The following is a 16,566-nucleotide window of genomic DNA, read 5'->3' on the forward strand; positions in this document are numbered from 1 at the left end:
GAACTGTCCACTCTTCGGTACGTCATTCGCCGCGCGAATTGACTGGCCGTGCAGTCCTCTTGCCTCGTTGAGAAGTGCGGCTCCGCAGAAGTCGTCCATCCGGTTCTCCCGATCTAGTGTCGCGGTTCCTGTTTTCGCCATGCACACGAAGGACGACAATGAGCGATTCGCCCTGTCCGCCTGTCCAGCCGAACCAGCCGGCCGTGCCGAGAACCCGGCGGCCGGACGTGTCCACGTCCCTGGAAGTCCTGCTGGCGCTCCCACAGCTCTTGAGCAGCGTGGCGGTCGTCTCGTTCGTGGGTGCCCTGATGTCGCCACGAATGGCCTGGATACTCCCAGTCGTGTGGCTGCTGTCTGGCGCGATCATGTTCGTGCCGGCCGCCGAGCGACTGCTGGCCACGATGAAATTCGGCGCTCGGCGGCCGACCGCGGACGAACTGCGGGCACTTCGGGCGCCCTGGAATTCGGTGTGCCAGGTCGCGGGTGTGCCCAGTGACCGGTATTCACTGTGGATCGAGGACACGGCCGAGGTCAACGCGTTCGCCGCGGCCGGTCACATCGTCGCGGTGACCCGGCAGACGCTTCAATTGTCACCTCGTCAGGTGGAAGCCGTACTCGCGCACGAGTTGGGCCACCACCTCAGTGGACATCCTGCGGTGTCATTGTTCGCGTGGTGGTGCGGGCTCCCCGCGCGGGCGTCGGTCATTGTCATCAGATTTCTGATGAGGGCGGTTCTCGCGATCGGCGACATCTTCGCGCGCGTAGGGAGTCCGCTGGTGGTCGTGGCGAGTATTGTGGGTGCGCTCGCCCTGCTGGGCGTGTTGTTCGCGGTGAATCCGTGGTTGCCTCTCATGCCGCTGATTTCCCCACTGATCGCGTGGACGAGCAGGCTGGGAGAGAAGCGGGCGGACCAGGTCGCGGCCCAACTGGGATACGGCCCCGCCTTGATCGAGGTCCTCTCCACGTGGCTGGCGTACGAACAGACCAAGCCCAAGCGAGCCGGAATCCGTGATCGGCTGTTCGCCTCGCACCCGGCCACGGGCGACCGGATCCGATCCCTGGAGGGGCACCTCGCCACGACCGCGTAGCCCCCGGGTGCCACGCGGCCGTGGCGACTACTGCCAACGCCGGCCGGATCTCCGCTTGGGGACGATTCCACAGTGGCGCCAGCATCGTTGTGCTGTATGACAGTGGTGTCTGGTAGGGCGGTCAACGGCCGTGAGGCGGGGCGAGGTGCTGATGTGACGGGCAGGCGGCGTCGTTTGATCGCCATGGTGATCACGTTCATCGTGCTGGTCAGCAGCGGGTGCGGGCACGTCGACCCAGTGTCGACGGAGGTCGCGGTGTCAGCACGCGAGGCTCGTCCGGTGGATGTGCGGGATCCCGCGCCGGCTCCGAGCGGGTCGACGGAATCCGGCGAGTGTGGAGATCCTCGGGCAAGCCTGCGCCCGAGCGGACCACTGCCCTTGCCTGGCCGCATGCCGCCCGGATCGACCATGGACAGGATCGTGCAGCGGGGATCGTTGGTCGTCGGGGTCAACCAGAACGCCTACCGGGTCGGCTACCGCGACCCGGTCTCGGGCGACCTGACCGGCTTCGAGATCGACATCGTCAGGGAGATCACCCGGGCTCTGTTCGGTGATCCCAGCCGGGTGCGATTCATCGCGATCGACCAGAGTGACCGGGTGTCCATGCTGCGCCGAGGCCAGATCGATCTGGCCGTCCGCACCACGACCATGACCTGCGAGAACTGGCGGGATGTCGCGTTCTCCACCGAGTACTACACAGCCAATCAGCGGTTGCTCGTCCAGCAAGGGGAACCGGCGACCGAGATCGAACAGCTCAACGGACGCCGGATCTGCGCCGCGACCGGGAGCACGTCGATCACCAACATCCCGACCTTCAACCCGACGGCCATCCCGGTCTCCGCGCCCGACGTCATCGACTGCCTGGTGATGCTCCAGCAACACCAGATCGACGCGATCTCCACGTCGGACATCCTGCTCATGGCGCTGGCCGCACAGGACCCGAACACCAAGGTGGTCGGCCGGCCCTTGAAGCAACAGCCCTACGGTGTCAGCGTCGCCCAGACCGCGCCTGACCTGGTCCGGTTCGTGAACGGTGTCCTGCAACGAATCCGCGCCGACGGCACCTGGACAAGCGCCTACACCCACTGGCTGACACCGATCCTCGGGCCGCCTCCACCACCGCCGCCCGCACGATACCGGCCATGATCGAACGGCGGGAGCAGTCCTCCACAGGCCGGCAACAGGATGGCCGCCCGCGCGGCGCGGGCCTGGGACTGGTTGCCGTTTATGCCGCGTATAGCGTGACCAAAGACGCCCTTCCGCATCCATGGATATCCAGCCAGGCCGCTATCCCTTAGCTGCGGTGGACAGTGCGTCGAACCAGGGAGTGGGTGGCGGCGGTGGTGTTGCCGGCTCGGCAGCGGGTGAGGTGGCAGCGCGGCGGTGACGGATAGCGTCGACACCCGCCGCGCGTGCGGCGGTGAGGTCGGCGTCCATGCTGCCGACGAACAGGCACGACTCTGCCGGGGTGGCCCGCTCGTGGATCGCGGCGTTGATCAAGTTCGGGGCCGGCGGCAGAACGGTACGGTCCGGACCGGTGCGTCCGACGAGATGTCGCGCATGCTCCGCCAGCCCGTGTATCACCAGAAACGTTCGGACTGCGGCGGTCGCCAGGCTGCTGACCACGGTGATCTGGGTGCCGGCGGCGGCCATCGTGGCCAAGGCCTCGCGGACGCCCGGCGTGACCCGCGCGGCGGCCACCACCTCGTGCTCGATGCGGCACAGCTGTGCGTAGACCGCCCGCTCGGTGGCCGGGCCGATCGTGGCCGCGTAAGCGAGGATGACGAAGGGGTCGCCGGTTCGCGTCACCTTCCGCGGCAACCGCCTATCAGCCACCATCACCCGCAACCGGTCAGTCCTCGGCCCAGCAGACGGCAACTCGGCGACCGGTCCATCAAACGCCACTAGTACGTGATCCCGCTCCGTGAGCAGTTCCTCCACGCGCATGATCCCCCCCGGGAAGACTTCCTCGAACCAGGATATGCCGTGAACGCACGCTCATGCAGCACGATGCGATTCGGTTCGTTGGGCAGAAATGCTCGAACGTGGTGCGTATCGGCAGCGTTGTCCATCACACGTAGAAGTCCGGCACGAACCAGATCATCTTGCGCAGGGAGTACACCACGTGGGACAACAGCCCGATCAGGTGGATCCTCGTGTCGGTCTGGATCAGTGCGGCGATGCCCGCCACTAGGCCCGCACGGGCAGGCCATCGGACCGTGCGGGAAACCGCCGTGCTGTCATCACACGGCCTGCCCAAGGCGCGCGTGCGGGCAAGAGCGGGCCTAGCCCCACCAGGCGGTGGGTCCAGCCATGTACCGGGCATCGGGCGGTCTGCCTAGCTTCGACACGCACGCCGTCCTGGGCATCCGCTACGTCCGCTGGAACACACTGATCACGTCCTGATCCCAAAAAGGGGAACAAAATATGCGGAATCCGTTACGCCACCGGCGACGAGGTGTCGCGCTGTGCGCCGCCCTCGGATTGATCGCCGCGCCGGCTGCGGCCGCGGCGCCGGCCGTACCGGTACTGGACTGGCAGCCGTGTGACAGCGGCTTCTTCTGCGCCACCGCTACCGTGCCGTTGGACCAAGCCCACCCCGCCGGCGCCACCATCCGCCTCGCGGTGATCAAACATCCCGCCACCGATCCCGCCCACCGCATCGGTTCGGTCTTCTTCAACCCGGGTGGCCCCGGTGGTCCCGGCTTCCCGGGGGTGACCTTGTTGCCGCCGCTGTACGCACACTTCCCGCCGGACCTACGCGCCCGGTTCGACCTGGTCAGTTTCGACCCACGCGGTATCGGACAGAGCACCGCCCTCCAGTGCTTCGACACCATCGACCAGGAGCAGCAACTGATCGCCCGCCGGCCGCCAGGATTCCCGGTCGGCGCGGCGCAAGAACGGACGTGGGAGAACATCGCCGCCGCTTTGGACGCCGCGTGCGCCGCGCACGCCGGACCGCTGCTCGCGCACGACACCACCGCCGATGTCGCCCGCGACATGGACCTGCTGCGTCAGGCCGTCGGCGATCCGACCATGAACTACATCGGTCTGTCCTACGGCAGTTATCTCGGCGCCACCTACGCCAACCTGTTCCCCGACAAAGTCCGGGCGATCACGCTCGACGGCGCTATCGACCCGGTGGCCTGGGCCACCGGAACAGACGGCTCCGCACGCCGGCTGGGCACCTTCCTGCGACTAGGTTCCGACGAGGCAGCCGCGGCTGCCCTGGACACGTTCCTCGACCTGTGCGGCCGGGCCACCACCAGTTCCTGCGCCTTCTCCGCGGGTAGCTCGGCCGCCACCCACGCCAAGTACACCGCCCTGCTGGACCGGCTGGACAGGCATCCGGTCACCCTGGCGGGGACGACCGTCAACGGGCCGGTCGGCGTGGGCCTGACGATCAGCGGACTGTTCTACACCCAGCGGATTCCGAACGTGACGACCGGCTGGCCCGGTCTGGCCACCCTCCTGCAAACCCTCTGGGCACACACCAACGGTGATCCCGCGCCGGCCAGCAACACGATGCCTGCCCCGGACGGCACGTTCCAGCCGCACGCCAACGCGCCGTACCTAGGCCGGGAAGCACAGCTCGGCGTGGTCTGCTCGGACAGTCCCTACCCGCGCAACCCGGCGTCGTACCCGGCGCAGGCGGCCTTCGCGGCGGCACGCTCCGGCGTGGTCGGCCCAGCGTTGGCCTGGGGCAGCGAAGGGTGCTCACAGTGGCCGGTACTGGCGCCGCAGCGCTACACCGGACCGTGGAACCACCCCACCCCGGCACCGATCCTCGTGGTCGGCACCACCGTCGACCCGGTCACCCCTTATCGGGACGCGATTGCCATGTCCCGCGACCTGGCCAACGCCCGGCTGCTGACCGTGCACGGCTACGGCGACACCGCGTTGCTCAACCACAGCAGTTGCGTGGACACGGTCGAGGATGCGTACTTCGTCACCGGCGCCCTACCCGCGCCCGGCACGGTCTGCGAGCAGGACCAGGCCCCGTTCGCCGGGTAACCCCGATCCAGATCCCGCATCAACCGACGCTGGCCCGGACAAACGTCCGCGGGCGGCCGACCTTCGAGCTGACTGACGTTCCACAGTGGAGGGACACCCGGACAACAGCCGGCTCGGCCGGCATCGGTTCTCCGCACGCCAGCACACCGCACGGGCCGCGACGCCACGCCACAGCCCCCAACTGATCCGCCGACCATCGAACATCCGCTTCTGCCGCGAAGCGGTTCCACCCGTCCGCACTCGCTGGGTACATCAGTGATCGGGACACCAAGTTCGCGATGGCGTTCGATGAGGTCTTCGGGAGCGAGGGCGTGGAGATCGTCAAGACGCCGCCGCGCACGCTGGGGGCGAACTGCTACAGGCAACCCCTCGCTGCGTTCGCTCCAGCGACGCAGCGGCCTGCCGCCGAGCACGCTCAGCGAGGTACTGCGCCGCGAACGGCTGCCCAAACGCGGGTGTTGCCGGCATTTCTCGGGGCTTGTGGCGTTCCTGCGCAGGGGCAGCAGGAGTGGATGGACGCCTGGGGCAGGCTCACCGCCTCCTCCATGCCGACTGATCGCCAGGAGACCGGGTAGTCCGGAACTGCTCCGAGCTGGCCACCTAGCCTCCGCGACCGCACCGACTACGGACAGTACCGTTCACCTGCCCTGCTCCCCGGGCCGAACCCGGGGCTAGTAGGGCAGGTTGCTAAATGGCGGGCCGGACGCTGGCGCGGCGACATCGCGCTATGCGGCTACACGAAGTGTCTCCACCGGCTCGGGCTCAGGACGTAGGGTCGTGTCATGGCGCGTCTGATCCACCTCAACGGCCCCTCACGCGTGGGAAAGTCGACCCTCGCTCGTCGCTATGCCAACGAGCACCCGGGAACGCTTGCGCTCGATCTGGATGTACTCGCGGGGTTGATCGGCGGGTGGAAGGAGAACTTCTCCGCTGCTCTGGAGATGGCCCGGGGTCACGGGCGGGAGTTGGCCACGCGGCACCTGCGCCATGGATACGACGTGGTTCTCCCGCAACTGGTGACCGTTCATGACCGCGATCCGGATCCGGCCTTCGAGGCAGCAGCCTGCGTGGCTGGGGCTACTTACATCGAAGTGGCCCTCATCGTCGACGACCGCGAGCATCTTCAACGCCTGCGTGGCAAGCGTCCAACCAACGATGTCGAGGCACGGATCCAGACGGCGCTGGAAGATCCCAATTCTGACTTGGTCAACAGGATCCGTGGTCACCTTGATGAGGGGTATGAATACCAGGACCGCCCCAAGCGATACAGAATTCGGACATAACCGGCGTGTTGGGTCCACAGTAGACGTGTCCACATAGGAGCGCCCCCGGCGTGGTGGGTGCCGGGGGCGCGTGGGGGACCGACGGAGTCCTTGTGGGGCTACCTTTCGGGCGGTTCTATTGGCCTCCTGATCGTGTCGCGGAATTGTGCACACCGGCACGGGACAAAGCCGCACTGCGTGCAACGATCTTCAGGCGTGAGCCGTCCATCTTCGTCAGGCACTCATCTACCGTTTCGGTGAAGTCGGATTGCTTCCGTTCGTCAACTGTTCGATGAACCAGTCCTGATAGGACGGGTCTTCATGCGGGTTAGGTTCCTCGGGTATGAGCGCCCACAACTCGGACAGCAGACGGTCTAGCTCTTCGTCGCTGATCGCATATCGGCGAGGGAACAGGCCAAGGAACATGGTTTCGTCTCCGGTTCGTTGGTCCGTACCCGGTAGCGACGGGGTCAGTCCCTCGGACGCCCCAACGTGGTCCGGGGGGCTGACGACTCCAGGCATGGCGGATAGCCTTCACTTCGGGGGCGGTCTATCCCCGCGACAGGCGCACGTTGACAACCCGCATCCACAGCCCTTAGCGGCTGGGGGGCACTGGCATTCCGTCGGTGCCTTACCGCACGTGCCGCACCACGTGTCACTCATGGGTCGTACTTCCGTTTGGGTCTTCGTCGAGACCAGCTACTTGAAAATGCCGTTTACGGATCACCTTGATGTTCATGCCCCGGCACGCTCGAACCGCATCTTCATGTTTTTCCATCGGTTCACCGATCATCGCATCTTCAATACGGTCCCACACGTAGTAGCCGTGTTCGTTGGCTTTCGGAAGATATCTGCCCACGGGTAGGAAGTTGTTGAAACCCATCACGCCTCAACTTCCACTATTTGAGCGTGGACGGGGTCCACTTCTGGGAGATGGCACCGTCCACAGATGCCGTCGATTGACACCGACGGATGAGGGTGCAGGATGACCTCACCGAAGATATGGGTAGCGACCCGTCCCTCTTCGACCACTCCGACAGAGCTATCCGTGTCCGCAGCGACACACTTTCGGATTGTGTGAAGAAGCACCCTAACGATCTCCCGGTATGCCACGGGTGCGAGCGACACCCCCGTCGCCAACGTCAACCAGTTAGTCACCGCGTCCCGGGCGCTGACGAGCGCTGCGAGCGCATGGGTCTCTTCGGGCCCTGGGGCGTCGGTTGGTTCGGGGTCCTCCCAGTCGGGTTGCAGCGGGGGGAGCGGGTAGTCGCCGCCGCGTGGCGTGCGGTGCGCGGGTCTGGTGTCGCTGGTCGGCGGGGGTTGTCTGGGTGTCACCGTTCGTCTCCTTCGTCAGGAGTCGAACGGTAGAAACGCCTGGCGGCTGTGGGTTTACAAGTTGTAAACCCCGAGCGAACGTCACCCTTTAGGGGTAAGCCCTAGCGCAAGGGCTAGAGCACGCAACTTTGTTCCACGTTTTGCGTGCCTAAGCTGACCTGTAACAACATCACGCACGAACGCGTTATTTCGCACTCTCTGAGGCGCCAACTGTTCAGCCTTCAATAGCAACTCAGCGCCGGTTTCCCGCGTCCGCTTCTCATCAATAAGCGCGCGCCCTACATCGGAGTAGAAAGCCGCTTGGCGTCCCGGGCTAGGAATGCTCTCTACATGAACATTACGCGCGATTTCGGCTACATTACCGGTGTCACCTAGTTCAACGCTCACCGCGACGCGCCAGATTCCGATATTAGTCTCGCCAAACCACATCTTAGAGAATGTGCCAACTTCGGTATCGAGCCGACTTGCTACGGCTGTAGCTTCGTCAAGGTGAGTGGCTGCTGTGTCGCGATCGGACTGTGTCGCTGCTGCGAGTGCAGCTGACAGATGCAACGTGCCGTAAGCTTGGGTGACCTCACGGTCATTCAATGACGGGCTGATCTCCTCAGCCATCTGAACGGCACGTTGATACTGTTGCAGACGATTTGCGGACCCCATCGCAAAACCCCGATAGAAGCTCATAATGGCGCGCCATTGTGGGACATCCAGTTCCTCGGCGCATTGTTGACCGGCTTTCGCTGCCAAGAGTGACAATCCATTGACACCACCGCCGCCCAAATATTTAGTCAAAGCGACAGCCGACTTGTATGTATTAGTCAACCCGAGAAGAATCTCTCGTCGGTGTCCTGGATCACGTACGTACAGAGCGTGAAGCTCTTTCAACAGATTAGGTACCAGTTCCGCTTGGGTCGCGTAGTCGGCGTGCACATGCATCAAATCAATCGACCGTGCTACGTCTGCTTTAACCTCGTGCCATTCTCGCGCACGTTCGCCTGGATCGTTGCCTAGTTCGCAAATGTCAAGTGCACTAATGATCGGGACAAGTTGAGCTTGTGTCCGCTCTTCGTCTTGCGTCAGCGTGCGTTCCCAGGGCTTCTCTGTTAGTTCAAATGGAGACACCCGGAGAGCGTTCGCTAGCGCCTCAAGCGTTGCCCGTTTGCTAACCGCACGGTTGCCAGATTCAATCAGGGACAGGTAACCCGCGCTAATACCTGCTAGACCTGCGGTTGCCTCCTGACTCATATCCCGCAATAGCCGCAATCGTCGTACGTTTCGTCCTATGTGCGAGTCTTCGTTCTTCACGGCAGCATCCCATTCGGTATTCAGCAGGGTACCACGTGTTCAATTGTACCACCGCGTGATCCAGCAAGAACGCCGCTACCTATTCACTCGGTCACCGGAATATCGGCGCAAAAGCTCACCGATACCGCAGGACCAACGTTAACCACCCGCACCTGACCATCCGGTTGCACATCGGCGAACATCGCAATCCCGTTGTCTGTCATCGAAACACGACGGGTAGCTGACACCGGCCGGTACCCTTCAGGCAGCGTCGCAATCGTCGTGAAATCGGCTCGTGTACCTGGTTTCACAGTTCCTTCCAGATGCACAAACCCATGCGGCAGCAGCCGAGCGGTCAACGGCGCGTAAGGGTCGCCCCAATTTGTCCAGCCGTTCTGAAGCGGCAACGCGTGCGCCGATTCGAACACGAAGTTCGCGTGCGTGTACCAAAACCCGTTGGCCTGCCGGAACGCCACACCCATGCTTGACACGGGATCGGTCAGCCAAATGCCCTCTTCGTCATTGTGTAGATCAGCTGTGAATTCGAGTAACGGACCGTCCGCGTCGGTCTTTCCGATGGACATGGTTTCGGCTGGGGCCTGGATACGGTAGACCCTGCCGTCTCCGCCCGTGATTTCGATGACGGGCACGTTCCCGGGGGCGGTGTAGATCCTGATGCGTGTTGGTGTCGTGCCGGTCACCATGACTTCCTGGGCCGTGACCACAGGCCCCTGATCAAATTCAAGGGAGGTCATAGCAGGGTTCCTCTCGTATACAGGGATGCTGTCGGGATCGTTCCGGCCCCTGTGCCCCACACGAGGTAGGTTCCGATGCCGGGCGGTATCGGGATGGGGTGTATGAGCACGAAACCAGTACACAGAGCGGATGGCATGTTCAGTAGCCGTTCCTGTTCGTCCCATAACGCGAGTCCGTCTGTGGTCATGATGTCTTTTGGTGGGACGATGACGCCTCGTAGAATTTCGCGGGGAACGTTATGGATTCTGAATGAAATGACCCACACAACACCGCTGTAACCCCACCTGTCGCCACGTGTGAGAACGCCTTGTTCGGTTTCTCTTGGTATCGTGAATGTGGTCATAGCCGTCGGCCCGTGTCGATTAGCCAATCGTTCTTGAGTGGCGTCTCTGTGACGTATCCGTACCTGGCGCAGTACTTCACCAGTTGTCGTTCAGTGCGGGTTAGTTCGGATAAGCGAACGCCACCGTCCACCCGTTTCTGTAGGCGGACGATGGCGTATCGCAACTTACCGTTTGGCATTTCTGCGATCCAGGTAGAAGTCAATCACTACGCCTAGCATGATGCGTCTTTGCCCCCCGGCGCGTGTCCATTTGGACCTGAGTTTCGCGAGCATCACGTCAATGCGACGGACTTCTACCGGCTGCACGATTCAGTCCCCGAGATGCCGTTGCAGCTCATGCATGACTGTTGGGAGCACGCTCACATACTGATCCGGCAACACTTTTTCGACTGTCGTGTCGTTTTCGAAGTCCCGCACAGTGAGTGTGTATTTCCCTGTGTCGTCCATGACGACGGACGCTGACAAGATTTCTTTGGTCACTTCGTGTCGACCTTTTTGACTGCGACCAGCAGGCACACGGCTTTGTCCACGGGTGCTGGCCGGTTCGAGTCGTCCCGTGGCGAAACTGTGATCTCGTACTCGTCCTTGTGCAGCGTTCTGAATCGTCTAGTTGCTAAGACGACATCCCTGAGTTCGCGTTGTGGTCCCTCTACCCGAACGACACCTGTCTTGGATTTCAGGGCCTCAGTGACCATTTCCTGAACTACGGGCGGAATGTCTTTGCGTTGACGGCCCCGTGCGATGGTTGACGGACTGGCCTTGATACTGAGAGTCATGGGGGTTCCCTCCCTTTTAGACACCGTCTGACGTATATGGAGTCTAGCTCCGGTTCGATCAACACAATACCGGCCGGATGTCGTTTCAATTACGAAGAGATCACGATCGGGACGGTGCTCCGGTTTTATGGCCACATTTTCACTCGACTGGAGTAGTCGTTTCAGCAGGCCAGACCCGTCCGGTATGTCACCGGAACCCCAGGGCCGACCAGGTCAGCGGCCCTACGATCCCGTCGGCCTTAAGCCCTAGCCGTTCCTGCGCATACACGACACGCGAACGAGTAAGAGCACCGAACACACCGTCAACAACAAGAGGATCCATCCGGGGATACCAGGCGTTAAGAACACGCTGGACGTCGCGTACGTCATCACCCGTAGATCCGAGAGATAGGGTCGGGCGATTGGACGGGCCGGGGTTGCCGTGATTTCTCACCCACTCGGCCACCTGATCGAAGTTGCCGACGATTTCCCAATGCATCTCGTCAACAGGGCTACCGCCGCTGTAGTCGCCACCCCATCGAATCAGGCCACCACATTCACTCAGGATGGCACGGATTGCGGCTACCTGATTCGCGTTGAACGTTCCTCGCTTCCCGGAGGGATGCTGGGTGGCGTTGAGATCGATAGCGGTGGCCGACGCGTGGTTACTCCACACCCGGGTGCCAGCAATGACGCGGTGTGCGTATCCCCAGTCGTCAGCCGGCCCAGGGGCATCTAGACTTTCCACTCTGGCGCTGAATTGCCGGGCGACGTACATGAGGATGTCGCCGCCGGGGCCGTCTACCACAATGAGCTTGGTGTTGGTGCCGTCTACGAGTCGCGCGGTTCGGGGCGGATCGATGGGCCACCCGTTTTGTGAAACTGTCATCACGGTTCCTTTCACAGTCGCCATTGCTCAATGGCGAGTACTTCCTTCACGAGAATGCGTGCGTTGCCGGTGCCGTTGAACGCGCCAACGGTGCGTATCTGCAACGGCACTTGAGCCGGAACGATCAGGCTCTTCGAGGACACAAGTAGCGTGTTTCCGGTCAGCCCGTCGTCCGGGACATGGGTCACGAAACCGCTCGGTGTGTCTTCGGCGAGAGAGACCCGTACCGCTCCGGACGTGCTCTTCAACACCGAGATGGTTTGGACGTCCCACACGTACCCGTGCCGGGGGACGAACTCCCACAGTTGCGGCCCCGGGGTCGACTGGGTGGTGCTCCCGGCCGGGAGCACCCAGCGGTACGTCACGCCCCCCGTGAGGAGCTGGGCGTGCGCACGGAGCTCCTGCTTGAGCTCGTCGCGGGACAGTAGGTCGACCTCCGCGTTTGCCTGAATTCTGAATTTCACGGGAGTACCCCGGTGACCTTGCGCACTGGTGAGCTTCCGGTGAAGAACACAAAGACCCCCGAGACAACTAAGACCGTGCCGAATAGGAACGCTGCGACTCTCGCCCACGTCTTCGGCAGGAACATATGGGTCAAGAACCATGTGAGAAGCTTTGCGGCGCTGGCGAAGAATTCGACGATGGGGCCGAACAGTTCATACGCCACCTTGAGAAGTGCGGGCATGTCAGTGGTGTCGGGTGTCGACGCTTGTCCGGGTCCAGTGGTGGTAGGCGGTGGCGTGTTGTTTGTTGGCCTAGCTCCTTGCATGACGCCAAGGACAATGGGCCACCCGGAGCGGATACGTTGCGTTGGGTACATGACTTTGGGTCGTTCCGCGTAGAACGCTGCGGTTGCGGATGCCAAACCAGGATCTAAATTCCACAAGCCGTCAGGTACGCGCCGGACTGCTTGCTGATATGCCGGCAGCATGAACAGTGTCGACGCTACGATGTCCCGCGCTTTAGCGGCTGTCATGTCCGGGTGCGCGGGTAGATAGATCTGATAGATCCCGTATGAATGGCCGCTGTCGCCCACTGAGTCTGGATTCATGCCGGACTCTAGTTGCGCTCCCATGAGCATGGATTGCCGGACTTGATTGTCCGGGGTGGCGCCGAATATAGCGTTGGCGACGTCTTGGGGTGCCATGGGTCAGCCGCCAAAGTATTTGTTCCGGGTGGGCGGGGCCGGGTCCTTCTTGTCGCTGCTTTCCGGCTCAGGGTCGTCCTGTTCGTCGCCGCCAAACAACCAGTTGAACCGCGTGTCGGACTTCCGCGCCTTGAACGAGTACGTTTCGTTCCCGCTCTTGTCTCGCGTGACGGTGACATTTTCATAGTCGTCTTCGTCTGCGGAATCGAGGTCTTTGGTCAGCGCTTCGATCTGCGCTTGAATTTCTTTCTTCGTTGCCATCAGCGTGCACCTTTTCGTGTTCTCGGAACTCCCCGGACGGTATGGCCGCCATGCGAACCGGCGCGTCTCACGATGTACACGTGCGCATATTTGCCGTCCGGCAAGTCCACGGTTCTAATGCTCGCGATTCCGCGCTTCCGTGCCTCGTTTCTGATTCGCCGCTCACGTACTCCGTAGGGCATATACTGAGTTTAGCATTTAAACTCACCCACGAGAGGGGCAGCGACAATGAGGATATCGACCGTCGAATCAGACGAAGAATCACCACTAAAAAGCCCACAGGAGCCGACACCTGGCGAACCGGCGAGAAAGCGCCGGGGACGTCCGCCGGGGAGCGGCACACGTGCACGAATGGAAACCCAGCTTCGTGACGAGCTGACAGCCTTTCTCAAGTTTGGCGGCATGCTGTGGTCAGTAAAGGACCCGCATTGCGGCCCGATACTCAGCGACGTTGCAGAGGGAGTTGCGGGTGACCTCGCGAAGTATGCTGCAAGGTCAAAGTGGGCGCAAAAATGGCTGTCAAAAGCCGTTGACGTTGGTGAATTGATTCCGTTTGCACTGCGCTTGCAGCCGCTGCTTACAGCGATTTACGAGCATCACATCTCCCCAGCAGTGGCGGCGCGAACTGGTCTGGAAACGGAGGAACCGGCTCATGCCGGATACGGTCCCCTGGGATGAACTAGGACCGGCCTTCTATCGGGAATGGGGGTGGCCCGGCGGGACGTGGATACCGGAACATCTCGCGATACTCGGGCCTACCGGCAGCGGCAAAACACAGTTCATGCTCACAGCTATCTCTGAGCGATGCCGGTTGAGTGGCGCTCATGCTGTCGTGTTGGCGACGAAACCAGCGGACAACACGGTAACGAGCCTGGCGCCGAAAGGGTGGAAGTTGCGTCGGTCGTGGCCGCCGGATTACGGCGAAACTCAGGTGGTCTTCTGGCCGCCAGGTCAGTCGCTGACGCAGGGGCAGGAGTACGCGAAACAACGTCGGGCCGTGTATGACTTCCTAGCCGACCTGTGGAAACCCAAAGCTAACATCATCATCGCATACGACGAAATCGCGTACGTCGAAAACGAACTCGGGCTACGTCGCATGGTGGACCTGTATTGGCGGGAAGCACGGTCACAAGGGATCACCATATGCGCGAGTACCCAACGGCCCCGAAACGTCAGCCGACAGATGCACAGCAATCCGAGCTGGTCAGTGGCGTTCAAGCCGGACGACGAAGACGACGCAAAACGAGTCGGAGAAATCCTCGGGTCGCGACGAAATTACGGTCCGATCCTCATGCAGCTTGAGCCATATCAATTCCTGCTGGTTCGGCGCAGGACCCAAGACGCATACGTCTCGAAACTCACGCCGTGACCTTTTCGTGATATTCTGAATCGTCCCCGCGGCTCATTTCTTGACACCCCCTCATTCCAAGGGAGGTGACCCTTTTGCACGCCCATTTTTCGTTGGTGAACGCACTGTCAGCGTTCATGTCCGTACTCGTGATCGGCACGTTTTGGCGCCTGGTTTATGCCCATCTCATGGCGTCTAGCAATCCGAAGTTGAAGCACATCGGGCAGGCGATGGCTTTTCAGTACTGAAAAGAGGTGACGACCAGTGCCGACAGCAGTCGCTGCCGCGAAAAACGCGACCAATGGAACCAATCCCGCTACGACACCGGGCGGTATTCCGTTCATTCAAGGTTCAAACCACAAGAATATTCGAATCACGTCCTACAGCTATCAGCTCACCGCCGGCGGCTCGCAGGAATTCGTTACCGACATCACTCCCGGCGGTTTCTTACGTGGTGTCCGCTTGTCGTGGAAGTCGACCGGCGGTGCTCTTGGCGGTGGCACGATTACGGCCGACGGTTCAGCAGCCATTTTTTCCAGCGTCTCGCTGGAAAACATTGACGGTGGCCTGTTCATTTACCCGATGGATGGTTTCGCCCATCGGATGCATCAAAAGTATATGCGTCCGTGGGACGGTGACCCGACGAAGCGCTCCGGTAGCACTTCCGAAACCTGGTCGGACACGATCAACCCTGCTGGGATGCTCAAGCTCTACCCCGAGCTACGCGATACGGCAGGGGTGTTGTCCAATACGGACGCTCGGGCGAAATACAGGGTCAGGTTCACGCTCGGGCCAGGTTCCCGATTGGTGACGGGCGGGGCACCCACGTACCCGACGGTGACCGTCACGCTGTACGCCGAATCGTGGGCACAGACCGACGTCCAAGATTTGCAGGGCAACAAGATCGAAGAGCTTCCGCCGGGACTCGCCCTCTCACACGTCATCCGCCACCAGATTTTGCCCCTCAACAGCGGCGGTTCGAACAACACGTTCCAGCTGACGAATGTGGGGAACGAAATTCGTGGCCTTATGGCTATCGTCCGTGATCAGAACGGCGTGCGCCAGGACTACCTCACCGATCCGATTCGACGCACGATCGATGACCGCACACTCGGAGTCGAATCCCCCGACGAAGTGTTCCACCACATGGAAGATTTCTATGACTTTCTCCGGAACAACACGGCCACCAGGGAAACCGGCATATACGTATGGCCCCGGTTCCGGGCACCTGGTGACATGATCGGGCAGTATTGGCTACCGACCAATTCCGGAACCTACTACATCACCGAAACCGCTACCTCCAGCGCTCTGGGCGGAAATCTGGGAACAGTCGAGTGGATCACGGACGAAGTGGTTCCGTTGGCACCGATTCCGGTTGAGCTGGACGGTATCTGATGGCGCGCTCGTATCGGGTTGCCGCGAATGCTGCCGTCGGTGTTGAGTCCAGCTCTACCGGCGGTTCCCGCATGCAACAGAAGGGCACTCAGTTCACACCAACTGTCTTGTCGTTGCTCCTGCTGGTCACACTCGAATACGCGGGTTTCATCGCTTTCCGCAGGTACTTCCGGCACGCTCACGGAGGATGATCGATCATGCATAAAAGCCCGGTATTTTGGGGAATCATTGGGTGGCTCGTGTCGCTGCTCTTCCCGCCTTCCGCCCTGTTCGGAGCGTTCCGGGGAGTCTTCGGCAATGCGTGAGAAGACCGCGTATCCGGAGCGGCTGACCATCGGCGTTACCTTCCTACTCGCCGGAGTTGTGGCTAGCATTTATGCGGTGTCTCTGTATCCCGTGATTCGCCGGATACACCACGGCGTCGCCGCTCGAACCGTTGCCCACAAAGTGACGAGCTTCCTCCGCGACTTGGACACCTGACATGACACCCGATGGATTCATCAGGCCCATCCGCGACATCATCGTTCTACTCGCTGGTCTATCCGCCGTGGTCATTCTGGCCTTGAGCGGAGAGATTCACGACGGTGAAACCATTGCCGCACTCTCCGCCGTCCTGTCAACCGCACTGGGTACACGGGCCGTTGACAAACATGTCAGCAACAGCGAGAAGACGTGAGAGAGGCATGGGGGTT

General features: G+C 61.7%; 17 protein-coding genes. 9 read left to right on the plus strand and 8 right to left on the minus strand.

The window, feature by feature from the left end:
- Positions 1–158 precede the first annotated feature (158 nt).
- Positions 159–1,088 carry a M48 family metalloprotease gene (locus EV192_RS40285; RefSeq protein ID WP_132123942.1) on the plus strand — a complete coding sequence of 310 codons (930 nt, stop codon included), beginning with the start codon at positions 159–161 and terminating at the stop codon, positions 1,086–1,088.
- Positions 1,089–1,496: 408 nt separating this feature from the next.
- Positions 1,497–2,234, plus strand: a complete 738-nt coding sequence (locus EV192_RS40290; RefSeq protein ID WP_165960881.1) for a glutamate ABC transporter substrate-binding protein — start codon at positions 1,497–1,499, stop codon at positions 2,232–2,234.
- A 141-nt stretch (positions 2,235–2,375) separates the two neighbouring features.
- On the opposite strand, the gene EV192_RS40295 is transcribed toward EV192_RS40290, so the two are convergent.
- The gene (locus EV192_RS40295) at positions 2,376–2,897 is read right to left on the minus strand and encodes an HAD family hydrolase (RefSeq protein WP_165960882.1); all 522 of its coding nucleotides are present in this window, start codon (positions 2,895–2,897) and stop codon (positions 2,376–2,378) included.
- A gap of 618 nt (positions 2,898–3,515) precedes the next feature.
- Here EV192_RS40295 and EV192_RS40300 point away from each other — a divergent pair.
- Both EV192_RS40300 and EV192_RS40305 read left to right on the plus strand, forming a co-directional pair.
- Positions 3,516–5,102, plus strand: coding sequence for an alpha/beta hydrolase (locus EV192_RS40300; protein WP_132123947.1), 1,587 nt, complete (start codon positions 3,516–3,518; stop codon positions 5,100–5,102).
- A 782-nt stretch (positions 5,103–5,884) separates the two neighbouring features.
- Positions 5,885–6,385: a P-loop nucleotide/nucleoside kinase family protein gene (locus EV192_RS40305; RefSeq protein ID WP_132123949.1), complete on the plus strand. Its 501-nt coding sequence runs from the start codon at positions 5,885–5,887 to the stop codon at positions 6,383–6,385.
- Positions 6,386–7,019: 634 nt separating this feature from the next.
- Here EV192_RS40305 and EV192_RS40310 read toward each other — a convergent pair.
- From EV192_RS40310 to EV192_RS40340, 7 genes are all read right to left on the minus strand, one after another.
- Entirely contained in the window at positions 7,020–7,247 is a 228-nt protein-coding gene (locus tag EV192_RS40310) for a hypothetical protein (RefSeq protein WP_132123951.1), read from the minus strand.
- Between the two features lie 533 nt (positions 7,248–7,780).
- Entirely contained in the window at positions 7,781–9,001 is a 1,221-nt protein-coding gene (locus EV192_RS40315; protein WP_132123953.1) for a helix-turn-helix domain-containing protein, read from the minus strand.
- A gap of 83 nt (positions 9,002–9,084) precedes the next feature.
- The gene (locus EV192_RS40320) at positions 9,085–9,735 is read right to left on the minus strand and encodes a hypothetical protein (protein WP_132123955.1); all 651 of its coding nucleotides are present in this window, start codon (positions 9,733–9,735) and stop codon (positions 9,085–9,087) included.
- Positions 9,736–11,042: 1,307 nt separating this feature from the next.
- Positions 11,043–11,723 (minus strand): peptidoglycan-binding protein, encoded by a 681-nt coding sequence (locus tag EV192_RS40325; protein WP_165960883.1) that lies wholly within the window; start codon positions 11,721–11,723, stop codon positions 11,043–11,045.
- Between the two features lie 11 nt (positions 11,724–11,734).
- Positions 11,735–12,187, minus strand: coding sequence for a hypothetical protein (locus tag EV192_RS40330; protein ID WP_132123959.1), 453 nt, complete (start codon positions 12,185–12,187; stop codon positions 11,735–11,737).
- Positions 12,184–12,408 carry a hypothetical protein gene (locus EV192_RS55080; protein WP_132123961.1) on the minus strand — a complete coding sequence of 75 codons (225 nt, stop codon included), beginning with the start codon at positions 12,406–12,408 and terminating at the stop codon, positions 12,184–12,186. The genes EV192_RS40330 and EV192_RS55080 overlap by 4 nt, the downstream gene beginning before the upstream one ends.
- Positions 12,409–12,873: 465 nt before the next feature.
- Positions 12,874–13,131: a hypothetical protein gene (locus EV192_RS40340; RefSeq protein ID WP_132123963.1), complete on the minus strand. Its 258-nt coding sequence runs from the start codon at positions 13,129–13,131 to the stop codon at positions 12,874–12,876.
- A gap of 351 nt (positions 13,132–13,482) precedes the next feature.
- Here EV192_RS40340 and EV192_RS40345 point away from each other — a divergent pair, with 351 nt between their 5' ends.
- From EV192_RS40345 to EV192_RS40365, 5 genes are all read left to right on the plus strand, one after another.
- Positions 13,483–13,809 carry a hypothetical protein gene (locus EV192_RS40345; protein WP_132123964.1) on the plus strand — a complete coding sequence of 109 codons (327 nt, stop codon included), beginning with the start codon at positions 13,483–13,485 and terminating at the stop codon, positions 13,807–13,809.
- Positions 13,784–14,500, plus strand: coding sequence for an ATP-binding protein (locus EV192_RS40350; RefSeq protein WP_132123966.1), 717 nt, complete (start codon positions 13,784–13,786; stop codon positions 14,498–14,500). Before EV192_RS40345 ends, EV192_RS40350 begins: the two co-directional genes overlap by 26 nt.
- A 243-nt stretch (positions 14,501–14,743) precedes the next feature.
- Complete coding sequence (locus EV192_RS40355; protein WP_132123968.1) at positions 14,744–15,874, plus strand: hypothetical protein; 1,131 nt, start codon at positions 14,744–14,746, stop codon at positions 15,872–15,874.
- 297 nt (positions 15,875–16,171) lie between these two features.
- Positions 16,172–16,354, plus strand: a complete 183-nt coding sequence (locus EV192_RS40360) for a hypothetical protein (RefSeq protein WP_132123970.1) — start codon at positions 16,172–16,174, stop codon at positions 16,352–16,354.
- A 1-nt stretch (position 16,355) separates the two neighbouring features.
- Positions 16,356–16,550 (plus strand): hypothetical protein, encoded by a 195-nt coding sequence (locus EV192_RS40365; protein WP_132123971.1) that lies wholly within the window; start codon positions 16,356–16,358, stop codon positions 16,548–16,550.
- The last annotated feature ends 16 nt before the right edge of the window (positions 16,551–16,566 follow it).

The organism is Actinocrispum wychmicini, assembly GCF_004345645.1.
Lineage (GTDB): Bacteria > Actinomycetota > Actinomycetes > Mycobacteriales > Pseudonocardiaceae > Kibdelosporangium > Kibdelosporangium wychmicini.

Bases quoted from the DNA above. Each gene is read 5' to 3' on its own strand.
- EV192_RS40285 (WP_132123942.1), top strand. From the start codon at position 159: ATGAGCGATTCGCCCTGTCCGCCTGTCCAGCCGAACCAGCCGGCCGTG.
- EV192_RS40290 (WP_165960881.1), top strand. From the start codon at position 1,497: ATGGACAGGATCGTGCAGCGGGGATCGTTGGTCGTCGGGGTCAACCAG.
- EV192_RS40300 (WP_132123947.1), top strand. From the start codon at position 3,516: ATGCGGAATCCGTTACGCCACCGGCGACGAGGTGTCGCGCTGTGCGCC.
- EV192_RS40305 (WP_132123949.1), top strand. From the start codon at position 5,885: ATGGCGCGTCTGATCCACCTCAACGGCCCCTCACGCGTGGGAAAGTCG.
- EV192_RS40310 (WP_132123951.1), bottom strand. From the start codon at position 7,247: ATGGGTTTCAACAACTTCCTACCCGTGGGCAGATATCTTCCGAAAGCC.
- EV192_RS40320 (WP_132123955.1), bottom strand. From the start codon at position 9,735: ATGACCTCCCTTGAATTTGATCAGGGGCCTGTGGTCACGGCCCAGGAA.
- EV192_RS40325 (WP_165960883.1), bottom strand. From the start codon at position 11,723: ATGACAGTTTCACAAAACGGGTGGCCCATCGATCCGCCCCGAACCGCG.
- EV192_RS55080 (WP_132123961.1), bottom strand. From the start codon at position 12,408: ATGCCCGCACTTCTCAAGGTGGCGTATGAACTGTTCGGCCCCATCGTC.
- EV192_RS40340 (WP_132123963.1), bottom strand. From the start codon at position 13,131: ATGGCAACGAAGAAAGAAATTCAAGCGCAGATCGAAGCGCTGACCAAA.
- EV192_RS40345 (WP_132123964.1), top strand. From the start codon at position 13,483: ATGGAAACCCAGCTTCGTGACGAGCTGACAGCCTTTCTCAAGTTTGGC.
- EV192_RS40350 (WP_132123966.1), top strand. From the start codon at position 13,784: ATGCCGGATACGGTCCCCTGGGATGAACTAGGACCGGCCTTCTATCGG.
- EV192_RS40360 (WP_132123970.1), top strand. From the start codon at position 16,172: ATGCGTGAGAAGACCGCGTATCCGGAGCGGCTGACCATCGGCGTTACC.
- EV192_RS40365 (WP_132123971.1), top strand. From the start codon at position 16,356: ATGACACCCGATGGATTCATCAGGCCCATCCGCGACATCATCGTTCTA.